The following is a 17,896-nucleotide window of genomic DNA, read 5'->3' on the forward strand; positions in this document are numbered from 1 at the left end:
ATGGGCACGCCATGAACCGGGAGGCGGTGGGCACCCCGTGACCGACGACATCATCCGCGCGGCCGGCTGCGTTCTGTGGCGCCGCTCGCCCGTCGACGGCAAGCTGGAGATCTGCCTGGTCCACCGGCCGAAGTACGACGACTGGTCCCACCCCAAGGGGAAACTCAAACGCGGCGAGGACCCGCTGTCCGGCGCGGTGCGCGAGGTGGCGGAGGAGACGGGCCGCACCTGCACCCCCGGCGCTCGCCTGCCCACCCTCCGGTATCAGGTGAACGGCCGCCTCAAAGAGGTCGGCTACTGGGCGGCCGAGGCCGGCGCGGGCACCTTCACCTCCAACCGCGAGATCGACCGCATCCTCTGGCTCTCCCCCACCGCGGCCCGCCATCGACTCACCCGGCCGAGGGACCGCGATCTGGTGGACGCCCTGCTCAGCGCGCTGCACCTGGCCTGAGGCCCACACCCCCGCCCCCACCCCGGCGCACCCCATGGGACGCAACCGTTCCGTGACCTAACCACACCGTCCGCAGGGGTTCACCTTCCGTTCACTCTCGGCCATCGGCGGCTTCACCTCTTCTGCCTAATTTCGGCCTTACGCGGTGCGGGACGGCGACCTGAATGTCGCCTCCGCATTACACAGACTTCGCACGCCGCCACCAGTCGGCGGCTCCTGGAAGGAACTCCCGAAAGTGAAGCTTCAGCGCATGAACCGGCGGGCCCTCACCCTCGGTGCTCTCGCCGTCTCCGGCGCCCTGGCCCTCACGGCGTGCGGCTCTGACGACACCGGCAAGAGCAACACCGACGCCACGACGTCGTCCAACAGCGCCATCAAGTGCGACAACGCCAAGGGCCAGCTCCAGGCCTCCGGCTCGTCCGCGCAGAAGAACGCGATCGACGCGTGGGTCAAGGCGTACACCGCGAGCTGCAAGGGCGTGCAGATCAACTACAACCCGACGGGTTCGGGTGCCGGTGTCACCGCGTTCACCCAGGGCCAGACGGCGTTCGCCGGTTCGGACTCGCCGCTGAAGCCCGAAGAGGTCACGGCCTCCAAGAAGGCCTGCGGCGGCAGCCAGGCCATCGACCTGCCGATGGTCGGCGGCCCGATCGCGATCGGCTTCCACCTGTCCGGCGTGGACAGCCTGACCCTGGACGCCGCCACCCTCGCCAAGATCTTCGACGGCAAGATCACGAAGTGGGACGACGAGGCGATCGCGAAGCTGAACCCGAGCGCCAAGCTCCCCAGCACCAAGATCCAGGCGTTCCACCGCTCGGACGAGTCCGGCACCACGGACAACTTCACCAAGTACCTGAAGGCCGTCGCCCCCTCCGACTGGAAGTACTCCGGCGGCAAGGCCTGGCAGGCCAAGGGCGGCCAGTCCGCGCAGGGCTCCTCCGGCCTGGCCCAGCAGGTGAAGCAGACCGAGGGCGCGATCTCGTACTTCGAGCTCTCGTACGCCGCCGACGGCATCAGCACCGTCGACCTGAAGACGGGCGCCGCCACCCCGGTGAAGGCCAGCGTCGAGAACGCCACCAAGGCCATCTCGACCGCCAAGGTCGCCGGCACCGGCAAGGACCTGTCGCTGTCCCTGAACTACAAGCCGACCGAGGAGGGCGCCTACCCGCTCACCCTGGTCACCTACGAGATCGTCTGCGAGAAGGGCAACAAGGCGGACACCCTGCCCGCCACCAAGTCCTTCCTCACCTACATCGCGAGCGAGGACGGTCAGAAGCTGCTGACCGACGCCAAGTACGCGCCGATCCCCGACGAGATCATCTCCAAGGTCCGCACGACCATCTCGAGCCTGAGCTGACCTGAGTGTGCGGCCCGCCTCACCGAGGCGGGCCGCACCGTCCGGTGCACCGCCGCCTGGAGCCGCCACCCCTTACGGCTCCGCAGACCGGAGAATCCTGATGGACATATCGACACAGAACACCGAAGCACCTCCCCCCGCCCCTGGGCCTCCCGTGGCCGCTCCGACGAGCGCGAGCCGCGGCGCCACCCGCCCCGGAGACCGGATCTTCCTCGGTCTCTCGCGCGGCTCCGGCATCTTCCTTCTGGTGATCATGGCCGCCATCGCGGCCTTCCTCACCTATCGCGCCGCCAACGCGATCAGCAAGGACCACACCAACTTCCTCACCACGTTCGAGTGGAACACCAACCTCGAACCGGCGTCCTTCGGCATCGCGGTCCTGGCCTTCGGCACGGTGGTCTCCGCGATCATCGCCATGGCCCTCGCGGTCCCGGTCTCGGTCGGCATCGCCCTGTTCATCACGCACTACGCGCCGCGCCGGCTCGGCGGCCCCATAGCGTTCGTGGTCGACCTGCTCGCCGCCGTCCCGTCCATCGTGTACGGCCTCTGGGGCGCCCTCGTCCTGGTGCCGCACATGGACGGCCTCTTCGGCTGGCTCGACCACTACTTCGGCTGGACCGGCGTCTTCGAGTGGCAGGGCGGCGCGCCCCGCTCGATGCTCACCGTCGGCGTCCTGCTCGCGATCATGATCCTGCCGATCATCACCAACGTGAGCCGTGAGGTCTTCCGCCAGGTCCCGCGGATGCACGAGGAGGCCGCGCTGGCCCTCGGCGCCACGCGCTGGGAGGTCATCCGCATGTCGGTGCTGCCCTTCGGCCGCTCCGGCGTGATCTCCGCCTCGATGCTGGGCCTCGGCCGCGCGCTCGGCGAGACGATGGCCGTCGCCACGGTCCTCTCCCCGACCTTCGAGATCAACGCCAGCCTGCTCGACCCGGGCGGCGGCACGTTCGCCCAGAACATCGCGAGCAAGTTCAGCGAGGCCACCCCGCTCGGCCAGGACGCACTGATCGCCTCCGGTCTCGTCCTGTTCGTCATCACCCTGCTGGTCAACGGCGCGGCGCGCATGATCATCAACCGCCGCAAGGAGTACTCGGGGGCCAACGCATGAGCAACGCAGCCGTCACCGACAAGCGCCCGAGCACCCTGCGCGGTGCCAGCCTGCCGAAGTGGTCGCCGTGGGCGATCGCCGCGGGCTCCGTCGCCCTCGCCGTGGTCATCGGCGTGCTGGGCGGCCTCGGCAGCAAGGTCCAGTGGGGTCTGATCGCCGCACTGCTCTTCGTCCTGGGTACGTACGCCGTCGCCGCCAAGGTCGAGGGCCGCCGCCAGGCCAAGGACCGGGTCGCCACCAGCCTCGTCTGGGTCTGCTTCCTGATCGCCGTCGTCCCGCTGGCCTCCCTGATCTGGGAGACCGTCAAGCGCGGCGTGAAGGTCTTCGACGTCTACTTCCTGACCCACTCCATGGGTGTGGTCGCCGACACCGAGACCGGCGGCGGTATCTACCACGCGATCATCGGCACCCTGGAGCAGGTCGGCATCGCCACCCTGATCGCCGTGCCGATCGGTGTGCTCACCGCGATCTACCTGGTCGAGTACGGGCGGGGCAGGCTCGCCAAGGCCGTCACCTTCTTCGTCGACGTCATGACGGGCATCCCGTCGATCGTCGCCGGCCTGTTCGTTCTCAGCTTCTGGATCCTGATCCTGGACATGGGCTACTCCGGTTTCGCCGGTTCGCTCGCGCTGTCCATCCTGATGATGCCCGTGGTGGTCCGCTCCACCGAGGAGATGCTCAAGCTCGTACCGAACGAGCTGCGCGAGGCCTCCCTCGCGCTGGGCATCCCGAAGTGGCGCACCATCCTCAAGGTGGTTCTGCCGACGTCCATCGGTGGTATCACCACGGGTGTGATGCTCGCGGTCGCGCGCATCACGGGTGAGACCGCCCCGGTGCTGCTCCTGGTCTGGGGCACGAACTTCATCAACACCAACCCGTTCTCGGACCCGCAGGCCTCGCTGCCGCTGTACATCTACCAGCAGTACGCGAACAGTGCCGGTTCGGGCGCGGCCTACGACCGGGCCTGGGCGGCGGCACTCGCCCTCATCGCCTTCGTCATGATCCTCAACCTGGCGGCGCGCGGCATCGCGCGCTGGAAGGCCCCACGGACTCGATGAGCGGCTCTGCCGCGTGGCGGGCCGCTGACGCGGCCAATCAGCGACCCGAATTCTCGAAAGAAGCAGTGATTCACATGGCCAAGCGAATCGACGTGAGCGGTCTCACCGCCTACTACGGCTCCCACAAGGCGATCGAAGACATCTCGATGACGGTCGAGCCCAGGTCGGTGACGGCGTTCATCGGTCCGTCCGGCTGCGGCAAGTCGACGTTCCTGCGCACGCTCAACCGTATGCACGAGGTCACCCCCGGCGGCCGCGTCGAGGGCAAGGTGCTGCTGGACGACGAGGACCTGTACGGGCAGGGCATCGACCCGGTGTCGGTGCGGCGCGAGGTCGGCATGGTCTTCCAGCGCCCGAACCCGTTCCCCACGATGTCGATCTTCGACAACGTGGCGGCGGGCCTGCGCCTGAACGGCTCGTACAAGAAGTCCGAGCTGAGCGAGATCGTCGAGAAGTCCCTCAAGGGCGCGAACCTCTGGAACGAGGTCAAGGACCGCCTGAACAAGCCCGGCTCGGGCCTGTCGGGCGGCCAGCAGCAGCGCCTGTGCATCGCCCGCGCGATCGCGGTGGAGCCCAACGTGCTGCTGATGGACGAGCCCTGCTCGGCGCTCGACCCCATCTCCACCCTCGCGATCGAGGACCTGATCGGCGAGCTGAAGGAGCGCTTCACGATCGTCATCGTGACGCACAACATGCAGCAGGCGGCCCGTGTCTCGGACCGCACCGCCTTCTTCAACCTGGCCGCCGTCGGCCAGCCCGGCAGGCTCATCGAGGTCGACGAGACGGAGCGGATCTTCTCCAACCCGTCGGTCCAGGCCACGGAGGACTACATCTCCGGCCGCTTCGGCTGAGCGACCCGCTCACCAAGACCCCTCGCGGTGCTGCATGGCGGTGCCACCGCGAGGACGAAGAGGGCCCGCCCCTGGCTCCCGGGGGCGGGCCCTTTCGTATGCGTCCGTGTCTGCCGAGCTGGTCCCGGCGGTACGGGGCCGGTCCTGGCGGTACGGGGCTGGCCCTGGCGGTACGGGGCTGGCCCTGGCGGTACCGGGCTGCTTCCCGGCGGTACCGGGCTGGCCCCAGCGGTGCCGAGCTGCTTCCCGGCAGTGCCGGGCTAGTCCCCGGTGGTTCCAGGCTGGCCCCAGCGGTGCCGAGCTGCTTCCCAGCGGTACCGGGCTAGTCCCGGCGGTACCGGGCTGGCCCCGGCGGCACCGGGCTGGTCCCGGCGCTGCCGAGCCGGGTCCCGGCGGTGTCCCGCTACAGGAACGCGAGATTCACGATCCAGAAGCTGCACGCGGCCACCAGTCCGGCGGCCGGCATCGTGATGAACCAGCCGAGGACGATGTTCTTCGCGACCCCCCACCGCACGGCGTTCACGCGCTTCGTCGCGCCTACGCCCATGATCGCGGAGGTGATGACGTGGGTCGTCGAGATCGGCGCCTTGAAGATGAACGCCGTGACGAACATGATCGACGCGCCGGTCGTCTCGGCGGCGAAACCCTGCGGCGGGTCCAGCTCGATGATCTTGCGGCCGAGCGTGCGCATGATGCGCCACCCGCCCGCGTACGTCCCGAGCGACAGCATCAGGGCACAGGCGATCTTCACCCACACCGGGATCGGATCGTCCGCGCCCTGCACGTCGCCGATGACGAGCGCCATGACCACGATGCCCATCGTCTTCTGGGCGTCCTGCAGACCGTGCCCGAGCGCCATACCGGCCGCCGAGACCGTCTGCGCTATGCGGAACCCCCGCTTGGCCTTGTGCGGGTTGGCCCTGCGGAAGATCCACATGATCGCGCACATCACCAGATAACCGGCGACCAGGCCCACGACGGGCGACAGGAACATCGGGATGACGACCTTGTCCAGGACGCCGGACCAGATGACCTCCGTACCGCCCGCGAGCGCCGCGCCCACCATGCCGCCGAACAGCGCGTGCGACGAGGACGACGGCAGACCGAAGTACCAGGTGACGAGGTTCCAGACGATGGCACCGATGAGCGCCGCGAAGAGGATTCCCATCCCCTTGGAACCCTCAGGGGTCTCGATCAGTCCCTTGCTGACGGTGTGGGCGACGCCACTGCCGAGGAAGGCACCCGCGAGGTTCATCACCGCGGCCATGGCCAGCGCGGCCCGCGGCGTCAGCGCGCGCGTGGAGACCGAGGTGGCGATGGCGTTCGCGGAGTCGTGAAAGCCGTTCGTATACGTAAATCCGAGCGCGACACCGATGGTCACGATCAGGGCGAAGGTGTCCATGAAGCTGTCAGGACTCCTTGACGGCGATGGTCTCCACCGTGTTCGCCACGTGCTCGAACGCGTCCGCCGCTTCCTCCAGCACGTCCACGATCTGCTTCAGCTTCAGCACCTCGATGGCTTCGTACGAGCCGTTGAAGAGGTGGGCGAGCAGCTTGCGGTGGACCTGGTCGGCCTGGTTCTCGAGGCGGTTGACCTCGATCCAGTACTCGGTGAGGTTGTCCATGGTCCGCAGGTGCGGCATGGCCTCGGCCGTCAGCTCGGCCGCCCGCGCCAACACCTCGATCTGCTGCTCGACGCCCTTGGGGAGTTCCTCGACGTTGTAGAGGACGACCAGGTCGACGGCCTCCTCCATGAAGTCCATGATGTCGTCGAGGGACGACGCGAGGTTGTAGATGTCCTCACGGTCGAACGGCGTGATGAACGAGGAGTTCAGCTGGTGGAAGATCGCGTGCGTGGCATCGTCACCGGCGTGTTCCGCGGCCCGCATACGCTCTGCGATCTCGGCCCGGGCGGAGGCGTCCGCCCCGAGCAGTTCCATCAGGAGCTTCGAGCCCGTGACGATGTTGTCCGCGGATGCGGCGAACATGTCGTAGAAGCTCGTCTCCCTGGGGGTCAGACGAAAGCGCACGTGGGGTCCTCGGGGTGCTTCGGTTTCGGTCAGGCTGATGCTAGGCGCATCATCCGGCCACGGCTAATGGGCCGTCCCCCAGTGTCGCCCATCGGGCACAGTGCTCAGCACGGGGGCGGCCGAGGCTTTGGCCAAGGGCCCTATACCCAGCAAAGTTGGCTACCATATACCCACCAGGGGTATCTGTCGCCCACGCTCAGCAGGAGGACGCGATGACGACCACCGAGGCCGGCGCGACGGTGCCCTCCGAGGGCACCCCGGCCGTGGTGACCGACCACGACCGCGGCATCCACGGCTACCACCAGCAGAAGGGCGAACACCTCAAGCGCCTGCGCCGCATCGAGGGCCAGATCCGGGGCCTTCAGCGCATGGTCGAGGAGGACACCTACTGCATCGACATACTCACCCAGGTCTCCGCCTCGACGAAGGCCCTCCAGTCCTTCGCGCTCCAGCTCCTGGAGGAGCACCTGCGCCACTGCGTCGCGGACGCCGCGCTCAAGGGGGGCGCCGAGATCGACGCGAAGGTCGACGAGGCGACGAAGGCGATCGGCCGTCTGCTGCGTACCTGAGATCCTCATCGGCTTCCAGGCCGTAACGCCTGACCTGCGCCCCGGCACACCCGACGGCCCTCATTTCGGTGGGGGCCGTGTTCGGTGGGGGCCGTGCGCGTCTATCGGCCGGGCTCGACCTCGTGGGCACGCTCTTCGGCCACTTTCAGCACCTCGTCGATGCTCTCCATGCTGAGCCGGTCCTCGTCGGCGGCCGAGGCCGCGATCATCAGATCGCCGCACAGCTCGATCTCGGCGAGGGCCACGTGGTCCTGAACTGCCGTACCGCCGACCGGAGCCACGCGCATCACCTCTTCCTGCCGTCACCGACTTCCTAGGGTAGGGAGCGGCCTACACAACGCGCATGGCACCAACGGACCATTTCCGGCCCGGCACATTCAGGCCCCGCACCCCCTTCTCCCCGGCCTGCCACGGCTCATTCCCGACCGGTCCCACGCCCTGCTACCCCTCCGCGATCTTCCCCGCGAAGATGTCCCCGGCCTCCGGGAGCCGTACGCGGACGGGCGCCCCGAAGGCGTACAGCAAGGTCGTCGAGGCGACCGCGACCGTGCCCTTGCGCTGCCCGTTGACGAAGCTGAACCGGTGCCGGATCTTGCGGATGCGCCCCTGGTCGTCGAGGTAGGCGTCGAACGGGACCGCGGCGGTGGCGAACCCCCGCGCCGCGGCCCTCAGCTGGGCCCGGTTCACACCCGACGCGCTCTTCGCGGCGAGGCCGAGATCGGCGGTCCCCCGATAGTGCCGCACCGGCTCCCCGGCGACCTCGGTCCTGCCCACGTACGTCGCCGTACGCGCCCCGCGCAGCAACTCGGCGGCGGCATAGGGATCGGTGACACCGCCGGTGACCAGATTGCCGTCGGAGAGCGAGGCCGTGTCCACGCGCACCCATTTGTCGGCGGGCACCCCGGCCCCCCGGTTCTTCATGAACAGGGCGCCGGGCGCGAGCAGCTCGGTGATCGACCGGTGTTCCCGGGCTCCCGCGGGATCCTGCGGCAGCAGCACCTTCAGCTGCCCGACCTGCCTGCGGTAGTCGTAGACGCCCTCGCCGCGAATGGTGACGCGGGTCCCCCCGGTGGCCATCTCCATCGCGGTCCGCGCCTTGGAACTGCCCGCGCTCACCAGGGCACCGGCGGCCTTGTGCAGCACCGCGACGGCGTCGGCACCGGCGTGCGCGTCCTCGGCGTCGGCCGGATCGCCCGCGCAGCCCCCCGTGCAGACGATGAGCCCCGTCGCCACGGCGACCGCCGTGCCCGTCCGCGTGTGCTGCCGCGCCGTCATCGTCCGAGTACCCCCAGCCGGTCCGTCCCGGACCCTCCTGTCGTCCGGTTAACGACGAGTAGGGGGACCCGTCACGCGGACACCGGGCCCATGACCGGGCAGCCGATTCCCGCGTGCTTGCCTTGGGTAACGTTGTTGTCGTGCCCCAGCCGGACCGCTCCGCTCCCGCCCAGGACCACCGAACGACCACGGTGGAACAGGGCCGCTTCTGCGTGGCCCGCTGCATCTGTGGCTGGCGGGGCCCGGCGCGAAGAGCCCGGAGCCTGGCGCGGACGGACGCCGAGGGCCACCCGGGCGCTTAGCGCCCGCCCAGGCCCGTACGCGGCGGCCCGCGGCCCGCTCCTGTACCGGTTCTCGGTCCGGTCGTGGTTCTCGGTCCTGTCGTGGGCTCGGTCCTGTCGTGGGCTCGGTCCTGTCGTGGGCTCGGTCCTGTAGCGGTTCTCACTGCTGGAGCGGTTCTCGCTCCTGTACCGGTTCTCGCTCCTGTAGCGGTTCTGTGGCATGCGCCGGTGGAACCCCCGGCCCCGGTGGCCCGTCTCGTTCCACGGGACCAACTGGAGGCACACATGCAACGGCGGACGTTCATAGGCGGCGGCGCGGCCGCGATAGCGGCGGCGGCCACGGCCGCGTGCAGCGCGGGCAACGGCGGGGGCGGGGACGCGAAGACCTCGGCGGCCGGCGAGGGCGCCGAGACCAGCGGCACAGCCATCCGCTCGGCCACCACCAGCAGCCGCGTCGCCGCGAACTGGACCGCCCTGGCCCGGGACCTGGATGGCGCCCTGGTCCGCCCCGGAGACCGCTCCTGGCCGGCCGCCCACCAGCTCTACAACACCCGCTTCGACTCCCTGAAGCCCGCCGCCGTGGCCTATGTGGCCCACGCCGACGACCTCCGCACCACCATGGCGTACGCCCGCGCGCACGGCGTCAAGGTCGCGATCCGCAACGGCGGCCACTCCTACGCCGGCTGGTCCTCCGGCAACGGCAGGCTGATCCTCGACGTCTCGAAGCTGAACAAGACCCGCGCGAGCGGAGGCACGGCGGTCGTCGGCGCCGGTTCGAAGCTGATCGACGTCTACCGCGCCCTCGCCGCGAAGGGCGTCACGATCCCCGCCGGCTCCTGCCCGACGGTCGGCGTCTCGGGCCTGACCCTCGGCGGCGGCCACGGTGTCGTGTCCCGCGCGTACGGCCTGACCTGCGACAGCCTCACCCAGGCGACGCTGATCACGGCGGACGGCAAGCAGCTCGTCGCGAACGCGACCGAGAACAAGGACCTCTTCTGGGCCCTGCGCGGCGCGGGCAACGGCAACTTCGGCGTCGTCACCGAGCTGCACTTCAAGACCCACCCGGCCCCGCAGGGGGTCTCCGCGTACATGACGTGGCCGTGGTCGAAGGCCGCGGCGGTCGTCAAGGCCTGGCAGGAGTGGGGCCCGGACCAGCCGGACGAGATCTGGTCGTCCTGCCACCTGGCGAACGCGGCCGGCGGCACGCCCACCGTCTCCGTCGCCGCGTTCTCGCTCGGCACCTACGGCGAGCTCCAGAACGCGGTCGACCGCCTCGCCGACAAGATCGGCGCCCCCGCGCGCAGCGTGTCGCTGAAGCGCCGCTCGTACGAGGAGTCGATGGAGGTGTACGCGGGCTGCTCGTCCTTCCCCACCGACGCGCAGTGCCACCTCCCCGGCACGACCCCCGGCCGCTCCCCGCAGGGCGCCCTGGGCCGGGAGACGTACGCGGCCCGCTCGGACTTCTTCGACCGCTCGATCTCGTCGGCGGGCGTCCAGACGCTCCTGAACCAGATGACGGCGGTACGCGGCGGCGCCGGCAGCATCGCCCTCACGGCCCTCGGCGGCGCCGTCAACCGCGTCTCGCCCACGGCGACGGCCTTCGTCCACCGCCGTTCGCGGATGCTGGCCCAGTACATCGCGAGCTGGCGCGCGGGCACGAGCGGCACGACGGCCCAGTCCTGGCTGACGGGGGCCCACGCCGCCATGCAGCGCCACGCCTCGGGCGCGGCCTACCAGAACTACACGGACCCCACCCTCACGAACTGGCGCAAGGCGTACTACGGAGACGCGGCGACCCGCCTGACCCGACTGAAGCACCAGTACGACCCGAACGGCTTCTTCACGTACCCGCAGGGGCTGTAGCGGCTGTAGAGGCTGGAGGCGCTTTTCAGGGGCTGTAGGGACCGCTCGGGCTTCGCCAGGACGGTCCCTACAGCCCCTACCTACGTCCTACGCCGCCAGGTCCCGCTCTTCCGTCGCTGTCCCCGGCCGCGTCCCCGGAATCAGGGTGTCCGCGGGCGCCGTACCGCGTGCCCGGATCAGCCACCCGGCCCGCGACGACCGCTCGACAGCCCTCATCACGGGAGTCAGCAGCGCCATGGCGAGCGGCGACAGCAGCAGCGCCACGGCGGTCCCCAGCGCGAACCCGCCCACCACGTCGGTCGGGTAGTGCACGCCCATGTAGACCCGGCAGAACCCTTCGAGCAGCGCGAGGCCGATGCCCGCGAGCCCGAACTTCCGGCTGGCGACGAAGAGCCCGACCGCCATGGCCATGGTGAGCGTGGCGTGATCGCTCACGAAGGAGAAGTCGGTCTTGCCGGAGACCAGGACCTCGAGCCCCTGATGGTCCACGAAGGGTCTGGGCCGCTCCACGAAGCCCCGTATCGGCACGTTCACCAGGACGGCGATGCCGGCGGCGAGGGGCGCCCACACGAGCGCGGCCACGGACGACGCCGCGTCCTCGCCGCTCCGCCGCCGCACGCCCCACCAGCACCACACCACCAGCAGCACCATGGCGAGAAGCAGCCCGTACTCACCGACGAACTCCATAGCACGGTCGAACCAGTGCGGCGCATCCTTGGCCAGGCCATTGATGTCATAAAGCAGGGTGACGTCGGGGTTCGACCCTGATTCGGCGAGAACAGCCATGGTGCTGCGGCCCCTTCGTCGTCATGTTCCTGCCGGCGCACCCTTTCGTACGCCGTTCGTCCCACCCCCGTGGTAGTCAGAACGCTCCGTGTACAAGGAACGCACAGTCCCCTCCACTACGTTCCACCCTCCACTGAATGATCACGGAGACGTTATCGAAGAGAGACTCATCGCCGCAGCTCAGGGGGTGGGTTCAGACGGTGGTCGGCAATGCTTTCGCGCCATCTTCGGTGACCCGCGTCGCCCCGAAATAGTCGGGAGTGTCGATGGGGTCGAAACGGATGACGGCACCCGTTCGCGGCGCATCGATCATGTATCCGCCACCCACATAAATCCCCACGTGTCGGATGGCCCGCGAATCGGTGAGGTCGTCCGAGAAGAAGACGAGGTCCCCCGGCAGCAGTTCATCCCGCTTGGGGTGCGGCCCGGCGTTGTACTGATCGTTGGCGACCCGCGGCAGCGTCACGCCCACGCTCTCGTACGCGGCCTTGGTGAGCCCCGAACAGTCGAACCGCCCACCCTGGTCAGCGGTCCCGTTCCCACCCCACAGATAGGGCGTGCCGAGCTTCTTCTGCGCGTAGTAGATGGCCGCGGCGGCTTGCTTGGAGGGGTCGACCCGGGTGACGGGAGCGGCGAAGCTCTTCTCGAGACTCGTGATGGTCTTCACATAGTTCTGGGTCTCCTTGTACGGCGGCACACCTCCGTACTTGACGACCGCGTAGGCCCCCGCGTTGTAGGCGGCGAGCATGTTCTCGGTCTGGTTCCCCGGCGCGTCCTTCACGTACGAGGCGAGCTTGCAGTCGTACGACGCGGCCGATGGAATCGCGTCATTCGGATCCCAGACGTCGCGGTCTCCGTCACCGTCCCCGTCGACGCCGTGCGTGGCCCAGGTTCCGGGGATGAACTGAGCTATCCCCTCGGCCTTCGCCGGGCTCTTCGCGTTCGGGTTGAACCCGCTCTCCTGATAAAGCTGAGCGGCGAGCAGCGCAGGATTGATGGCGCTGCACAGATTGCCCCACTTCTGAACGAGCGACTGGTACGCGGCCGGCACGGCACCCTTGGCGAGTCCGACGGACCCTTTGCCCACCCCGTTGGCGAGATTCCCCGCAACCACGTAGACGCCCACGACGAGCAGCATCACAAAGCTGAGCCCGGCCCCGACGGCAGCAAACGCCACGACCCACGCCTTACGCACCGTCAACCGCCCCTCACCGCCCAGGAGTCCGCCCCGTCAGTGTAGGAGCTGTGCCCGCGCGCCACGACGCTCTCGCGCAGGTGACACTTCCCCGCTCGCTCACATCCCAGTCGCCGGTGCCGTACGCTTCACCGCCTTCATCCCTGTCCGCCACGGAATCCCGTGCAACCGAAGCTCTCGTAGTCCGTCGGACTTCCCTTGACGTGATAGAAGACAGCCGTCCAGTCGCCCGGGTCATGGGTGACAGGGATCGCGTCCAAGGTCTCGCCCTTCCAGTGCTGCTGGAAGTCGTCCGGATAGGTGAGCTCGATGGTCCCGCCGGATTTCCAGTGCTTGTAGATGTCCACCGGCTTGCTGCTGTAGCCGATGGTCTTGTTCGCCGCCATCACCTCGTACGGTTTGCCCGTCTCGGAGTCGATGTCATGGGGCGGCTTCACGCCGACGGAGACGTAGTACGGCTCGGGCTTCTTGTTCTTCAGCTCCGCGTACTTGAACCGGAAGGAGATCTTCGCCTTCTCCTTGACATACGCGAGCTGCGGATCGTCCGCGTCCCGCGCGCTGTACTGGAGCTCCTCGGGCGCACTGACCGCACCGATCTGTGCACACTTGCCGATGCCGTTGGCAGCGTCGTCCGGGTTGTCGGAGAGTGTCCAGTTGTCGCGGGAGATCCGGTCGTTCTCGATGTACGCCGGAACCTTCTGCGACGCGGCGCCGGCGCTGCTCGAGGACGACGGCGAGCCGGACGCGCCACCGCCTCCCTTCGCGGACCCGCGGTCGTCGGGCAGCACCTGCCAGGCGACGATCGAGGCTGCGGCCAACACCACCGCGCCCACGATCCCGGCTACCAGCGGCCTACGCCACCCACGCGCCGCCGCCGGAGGCGGGGTGACCGGGGCGAGTGTCGGCACATAACCCGGCCCGACCGTGGGCCGATGGGCGGGGGGTGTCGCCATGCCGTGTCCCACGGGGACCAGACCGGCGGCGACAGCCGCCGGCAGATCGGGCGGCGCGGTGTCGCCCGTACCCGCCAAGGGACGGTAGAAGGGGTCCTCGGTGAGCGCGGAAGTCACCGCACACCGCGCGATGACGGTCTCGAGCCCCGGCCGTTCCACCGGGTCCTTCGCGACGCAAGCCTGGATCAGCGCGGCCAGTTCCGGGTCGACCCCGTCCACGTCGATGTCCTCGTGCACGGCCCGGTAGGAGACAGCATGTGCCGGGCCCGATCCGAAGGGGGGCCGTCCGGTCGCGGCGTTCGCGATCGTCGCGCCGAGCGCGAACACATCGGCTGCCGAGGTCACTTGGTTGTGCGTCAGCACCTCGGGCGCGGTGAAGCCCGGCGTGCCCGGGGCCAGACCGGTCTGGGTGAGCGCCGTGTCCGTCGTGTTCCGGGCGATACCGAAGTCGATCAGCAGGGGTCCCTGCCCCGAAAGGATCACGTTCTGCGGCTTCAGGTCCCGGTGTGTCACGCCGTATCCGTGCACGCTCGCCAGCGCTTCGGCCAGGGCCGCGAACAGTCGCCGCGCGCTGTCCGGCGGAAATGGTCCCCGCTCAGTGACCGCCCCGCCGAGCGTCGGCCCCGACACATACTCCGTAGCCAGCCAGTAAGGAGCCGCGTCCAGCGAAGCGTCGATCAGGTTCGCCGTGTACGCGCTGCGTACCGCCCCCGCCGTCTCCACCTCGCGCCGGAACCGCGCCAGCGCCTCCGGATGGTCGGTGATCTCGTCCCGGATCACCTTGATCGCCACGAGCCGCCCACCGGGCGAACGCCCCAGGTAGACCTGCCCCATTCCCCCCGCCCCGAGCCGGGCGAGCAACGTGTACGCGCCTATCCGCGCGGGATCCCGATCTCTCAGTCCTTCCACCGAACCGACTTTGTCACACTGGTCAGTTAGCCGCCGCCCGGTACAACGCGGCGGCTTCGTCCCCCAGCACAACGCTGTAGGAGACGTCGTCGGTGGACCCACCCTCCTCGTACCCGCCGATGACTCCGACGACCGCACCGTCCCCGTTCACCCAGGGACTGCCACTCGTACCGCCGGGAAAGGCGGGACACTCGATCCGCTGCTGCGTACGGCTGTGAACGGTCGGCTTGTTCGTACAGGTGATCGGCACGTCGAGGGACTTGGGATAGCCGGTGACGGTGACGGCGGTGGCCCCGGTGGCCTGCCCCGTGACGAACGCGTTCCCACCCACCAGATCCTCGACCTCCAGCCCACCGAGGTCCTCCACAACGGCGAAGGCGACATCGCTGTCCTCGTCCTGGCCCCCGCTCCAGGCGTCACCGACGTACGTCTTCGTGACCTGCCAGACCCCGTACGGCGCCTGCCCGTCCCGGTACCCGGGCACGAACCACGTCTTCCCGCCCCCGTCCACACAGTGTGCGGCGGTGACGATCAGGTCATGCGCCGTGCTGCGCACCACGGAGGCCGTACAGAAGTGGTTGCCGAGGAGGTCGCCGTCCCCGCCGAAAAGCGCACCCACACGGACCATCTGCGGACTCGGCTCCGCCTGCACGGTCACCCCGAACGGCCCGGGCCCGCGGTCCGCGGCGGCCACGGAGGAGGTCGTGAGCGCCAACAGCACCACCGCGCCGAACAGCGCGAGCCGGCGGGCGCCAGGGGGGCGTGCGATGCGCTTCATCACGCGCCACTGTGTCCCACCGAGGTGAGAAAGGCGTTGCGAGCGCCCGAAAACATCCCCACGAGCCACCCCTGCCGCGGCTCACCCCACACATTCGGCCCACAACAGCTTTCCGCCCTTCGAGACGCCCAGCTCCCGCAGCACGGACACGCCCCACGAATCCGCGCAGGCCCGCACGAGCTGAAGACCGCGCCCGTTTTCGGCTTCCTGATCGGGTACGACGACGGAGGCGCCCTCCTGCCCGAACCCGGGCGGAACTCTCGGATCGGTGTCCCACACGGCGACACGCAGCCGGTCCGGCTCGGTCGAACGAATCCGCAGGGCGTACGGCCCCTTGGTGTGCAGATGCGCGTTGGTGAGCAGCTCCGAAGCCAACAGCTCGGCGGTGGGCGTGAGTTCGGCGAGACCGTGCGCGGCGAGGACGGTACGGAGGGTGGCGCGGGCGATACCCGGTGCGCGTGGATCGTGCGGGAGTTGAAGGGTGTAGGCCCAGGACGGGGATACGGTTGCCATCGGAAGTCTCCGATCACGGAGGGGAGTTGGACGGTGACGTTGTCGTGACGGTGCCCAGTGACCGCGGCCGCTCCGTCGAGCGGGGTACTTCTGGGCGGCGGCGCCGAGCACTAAGGTAGCGACGTCTGGTAAACACATTCACCAGTTCTCGGGAATCTCATTCACTTCCACCCATGTGGGTGACGATGCACGGCAGGGAGGCGGAAGACGGCGTGAGGAGCAACCCGACAGGACGCCAACTCCGCTTCGGCGCGGAGCTGCGCAAACTCCGCGAGCAGGCGGGCCTGAGCGCCACCGACGCCGGTCAACTCCTGGGCATCAAGCAGACGCAGGTCAGCAACATGGAGGCCGGACGCGTAGGCGTGAGCGCCGATCGGGTACGCACGCTGGCCTGCCACTACGAGTGCTCGGACAAGGCCCTGGTCGAGGCGATCGCGGCGATGACCGGCGACCGCACACGCGGCTGGTGGGAGGAGTACCGCGAAATCCTGCCCGTCGGCCTCCTCGACCTCGCGGAACTCGAACACCACGCCACGCGACTGCGCACCGCGGTGACCGTGCACATCCCGGGTCTGTTCCAGACCACGGAGTACGCCCGCGAGATCTTCCGCCAGGCCGTGCCGGAGCTGCCGCAGCCGGACGTCGAGCACCGGGTCTCGTTCAGGATCAAGCGGCAGGCGATCCTCTTCCGTGATCCCCCGACACCGCACCAGATCATCGTCCACGAGGCCGCCCTGCGCATGAGGTTCGGTGGCTCGGACGTCACTCGCGATCAGCTGAAGTACCTGACAGCCATGAACGAGCGGGAGCACATCTCGGTCCAGGTCATCCCGTTCGACACCGGCGTCCTCCCCGGCTCCGGCCAGTCGATCTACTACGCCGAGGGACCCGTGCCGCAGCTCGACACCGTGAACCTCGACCAGTCGCACGGCCCGGTGTTCCTCGACGCGGGGGCCCAGCTGCGCAAGTACCGAGGGCTGCTCGACCGCATGGAATCCGCGGCCCTCTCCCCCGAGGACTCGCAGAAGTTCATCCACACCATCCTCAAGGCCCTGTGAGGGAACCTACGATGCCCACCACCAAGCTGACCTGGCAGAAGTCGTCGTACTGCCCCGAAGGCAACTCCTGCGTCCACATAGCCGCCGACCCGTCCACCGAAACCCTCCACCTCACGGAAACCGGCGACTCCACCGGAGCGATCCTCACCACCACCCCCACCGCATTCCGCACCCTCCTCCACACCCTCAAGAAGGAAACGCACCGTGGCTGAAGTGCCCTCGAACCTCACCTGGGTCCGCGCCGCCCCGGACGACGCGACGGGCCCGGGCCCCTGGATCGAACTCGCCTTCGGCGACAACGACCTGGTCTACATCCGCGAGACAAGCGACCCGGAAAACGTGGTCACCACGACCCAGCGCAAGTGGGACGCGTTCGTACTGGGCGTACAGGCAGGCGAGTTCGACCACTTCGTGGAGGGCGTGGAGAGCGCGGCGGCGGACGAGAGCTGACGTCCGCCGACGAAAGCACGGTCACCCCCCGTCGGCGTGCCCGTCGGCATGCCACTCTTTCGTCAGCTTTCCGTCCTCGTCCCACTCGCACCGTGCCAGCTGACGCGCCCCGTCGTCACTCATGACCATCCGCACCGCGAGTGTCCCGTTGGCGTGCCACGTCCTCCACACTCCGGCAGGGCTTCCCGTGCGGAGTGTTCCCTCGGACTGCCGCGTGCCGTTCTTGTGCCAGGAGCGGCTGGGCCCGTGCGGAAACCCGTCCGCGTAGGAAGCCAGACTGACGCGAACGCCTCCCAGGTATTCCTCGACCTCGCCGGTGAACAGCTCACCTCGGTACAGCAGCCGCAGGCTCAGATCCATGTCGACCTCAGGGTCGTCGATGTCGATCCGCTTCATCTCGTCAAGCTACCG

General features: G+C 68.9%; 20 protein-coding genes. 10 read left to right on the forward strand and 10 right to left on the reverse strand.

Features of this window, described 5'->3' with window-relative positions; genetic code table 11:
* Positions 1-37 precede the first annotated feature (37 nt).
* The 5 genes from SAVERM_RS20975 (at position 38) to pstB (ending at position 4,825) form a co-directional block, all read left to right on the forward strand.
* A complete protein-coding gene (locus SAVERM_RS20975; RefSeq protein WP_010985500.1) occupies positions 38-451 on the forward strand; it encodes an NUDIX hydrolase in 414 nt (137 codons plus the stop codon).
* A 235-nt stretch (positions 452-686) separates the two neighbouring features.
* Positions 687-1,808, forward strand: a complete 1,122-nt coding sequence (pstS, locus tag SAVERM_RS20980; protein ID WP_171033172.1) for a phosphate ABC transporter substrate-binding protein PstS — start codon at positions 687-689, stop codon at positions 1,806-1,808.
* A gap of 100 nt (positions 1,809-1,908) precedes the next feature.
* Positions 1,909-2,916 (forward strand): phosphate ABC transporter permease subunit PstC, encoded by a 1,008-nt coding sequence (pstC, locus tag SAVERM_RS20985; RefSeq protein WP_010985502.1) that lies wholly within the window; start codon positions 1,909-1,911, stop codon positions 2,914-2,916.
* Positions 2,913-3,974: a phosphate ABC transporter permease PstA gene (pstA, locus tag SAVERM_RS20990; protein ID WP_010985503.1), complete on the forward strand. Its 1,062-nt coding sequence runs from the start codon at positions 2,913-2,915 to the stop codon at positions 3,972-3,974. The genes pstC and pstA overlap by 4 nt, the downstream gene beginning before the upstream one ends.
* Positions 3,975-4,048: 74 nt before the next feature.
* Positions 4,049-4,825, forward strand: a complete 777-nt coding sequence (gene pstB / locus SAVERM_RS20995; protein WP_010985504.1) for a phosphate ABC transporter ATP-binding protein PstB — start codon at positions 4,049-4,051, stop codon at positions 4,823-4,825.
* Between the two features lie 403 nt (positions 4,826-5,228).
* On the opposite strand, the gene SAVERM_RS21000 is transcribed toward pstB, so the two are convergent.
* Entirely contained in the window at positions 5,229-6,227 is a 999-nt protein-coding gene (locus SAVERM_RS21000; RefSeq protein ID WP_010985505.1) for an inorganic phosphate transporter, read from the reverse strand.
* A 7-nt stretch (positions 6,228-6,234) separates the two neighbouring features.
* Positions 6,235-6,855: a DUF47 domain-containing protein gene (locus SAVERM_RS21005; RefSeq protein WP_010985506.1), complete on the reverse strand. Its 621-nt coding sequence runs from the start codon at positions 6,853-6,855 to the stop codon at positions 6,235-6,237.
* A gap of 212 nt (positions 6,856-7,067) precedes the next feature.
* On the opposite strand from SAVERM_RS21005, the gene SAVERM_RS21010 reads away from it, so the two are divergent.
* Complete coding sequence (locus SAVERM_RS21010; RefSeq protein ID WP_010985507.1) at positions 7,068-7,424, forward strand: metal-sensitive transcriptional regulator; 357 nt, start codon at positions 7,068-7,070, stop codon at positions 7,422-7,424.
* A 101-nt stretch (positions 7,425-7,525) separates the two neighbouring features.
* Here SAVERM_RS21010 and SAVERM_RS21015 read toward each other — a convergent pair whose 3' ends face one another.
* Both SAVERM_RS21015 and SAVERM_RS21020 read right to left on the reverse strand, forming a co-directional pair.
* Positions 7,526-7,711 carry a hypothetical protein gene (locus SAVERM_RS21015; protein WP_037650769.1) on the reverse strand — a complete coding sequence of 62 codons (186 nt, stop codon included), beginning with the start codon at positions 7,709-7,711 and terminating at the stop codon, positions 7,526-7,528.
* Between the two features lie 154 nt (positions 7,712-7,865).
* On the reverse strand, positions 7,866-8,699 hold the full coding sequence (locus tag SAVERM_RS21020) for an SCO4651 family lipoprotein (RefSeq protein WP_010985509.1): 834 nt from the start codon (positions 8,697-8,699) through the stop codon (positions 7,866-7,868).
* Positions 8,700-9,265: 566 nt separating this feature from the next.
* On the opposite strand from SAVERM_RS21020, the gene SAVERM_RS21025 reads away from it, so the two are divergent.
* Positions 9,266-10,843, forward strand: a complete 1,578-nt coding sequence (locus SAVERM_RS21025) for an FAD-binding oxidoreductase (RefSeq protein WP_010985510.1) — start codon at positions 9,266-9,268, stop codon at positions 10,841-10,843.
* An 87-nt stretch (positions 10,844-10,930) separates the two neighbouring features.
* On the opposite strand, the gene SAVERM_RS21030 is transcribed toward SAVERM_RS21025, so the two are convergent.
* The 5 genes from SAVERM_RS21030 to SAVERM_RS21050 form a co-directional block, all read right to left on the reverse strand.
* Positions 10,931-11,629 (reverse strand): phosphatase PAP2 family protein, encoded by a 699-nt coding sequence (locus SAVERM_RS21030; RefSeq protein ID WP_010985511.1) that lies wholly within the window; start codon positions 11,627-11,629, stop codon positions 10,931-10,933.
* A 193-nt stretch (positions 11,630-11,822) separates the two neighbouring features.
* The gene (locus SAVERM_RS21035) at positions 11,823-12,830 is read right to left on the reverse strand and encodes a C40 family peptidase (protein ID WP_010985512.1); all 1,008 of its coding nucleotides are present in this window, start codon (positions 12,828-12,830) and stop codon (positions 11,823-11,825) included.
* Between the two features lie 131 nt (positions 12,831-12,961).
* Positions 12,962-14,686, reverse strand: a complete 1,725-nt coding sequence (locus SAVERM_RS21040; protein ID WP_010985513.1) for a serine/threonine protein kinase — start codon at positions 14,684-14,686, stop codon at positions 12,962-12,964.
* A gap of 22 nt (positions 14,687-14,708) precedes the next feature.
* Positions 14,709-15,464: a trypsin-like serine peptidase gene (locus tag SAVERM_RS21045; RefSeq protein WP_037650766.1), complete on the reverse strand. Its 756-nt coding sequence runs from the start codon at positions 15,462-15,464 to the stop codon at positions 14,709-14,711.
* Between the two features lie 81 nt (positions 15,465-15,545).
* Positions 15,546-15,977 carry an ATP-binding protein gene (locus SAVERM_RS21050; RefSeq protein WP_010985515.1) on the reverse strand — a complete coding sequence of 144 codons (432 nt, stop codon included), beginning with the start codon at positions 15,975-15,977 and terminating at the stop codon, positions 15,546-15,548.
* Positions 15,978-16,162: 185 nt separating this feature from the next.
* Between SAVERM_RS21050 and SAVERM_RS21055 the strand changes: the two genes are divergently transcribed.
* The 3 genes from SAVERM_RS21055 to SAVERM_RS21065 are packed head-to-tail and all read left to right on the forward strand — an operon-like array spanning position 16,163 to position 17,485.
* Positions 16,163-17,035, forward strand: coding sequence for a helix-turn-helix domain-containing protein (locus SAVERM_RS21055; protein WP_010985516.1), 873 nt, complete (start codon positions 16,163-16,165; stop codon positions 17,033-17,035).
* A gap of 11 nt (positions 17,036-17,046) precedes the next feature.
* Positions 17,047-17,247, forward strand: coding sequence for a DUF397 domain-containing protein (locus tag SAVERM_RS21060; protein WP_171033171.1), 201 nt, complete (start codon positions 17,047-17,049; stop codon positions 17,245-17,247).
* Positions 17,240-17,485 carry a DUF397 domain-containing protein gene (locus SAVERM_RS21065; protein WP_010985518.1) on the forward strand — a complete coding sequence of 82 codons (246 nt, stop codon included), beginning with the start codon at positions 17,240-17,242 and terminating at the stop codon, positions 17,483-17,485. The genes SAVERM_RS21060 and SAVERM_RS21065 overlap by 8 nt, the downstream gene beginning before the upstream one ends.
* 21 nt (positions 17,486-17,506) lie before the next feature.
* Here SAVERM_RS21065 and SAVERM_RS21070 read toward each other — a convergent pair whose 3' ends face one another.
* Complete coding sequence (locus SAVERM_RS21070; RefSeq protein WP_010985519.1) at positions 17,507-17,881, reverse strand: toxin-antitoxin system YwqK family antitoxin; 375 nt, start codon at positions 17,879-17,881, stop codon at positions 17,507-17,509.
* Positions 17,882-17,896: the final 15 nt, after the last annotated feature.

This window comes from Streptomyces avermitilis MA-4680 = NBRC 14893, assembly GCF_000009765.2.
In the GTDB taxonomy this organism is placed as follows: Bacteria; Actinomycetota; Actinomycetes; order Streptomycetales; family Streptomycetaceae; genus Streptomyces; species Streptomyces avermitilis.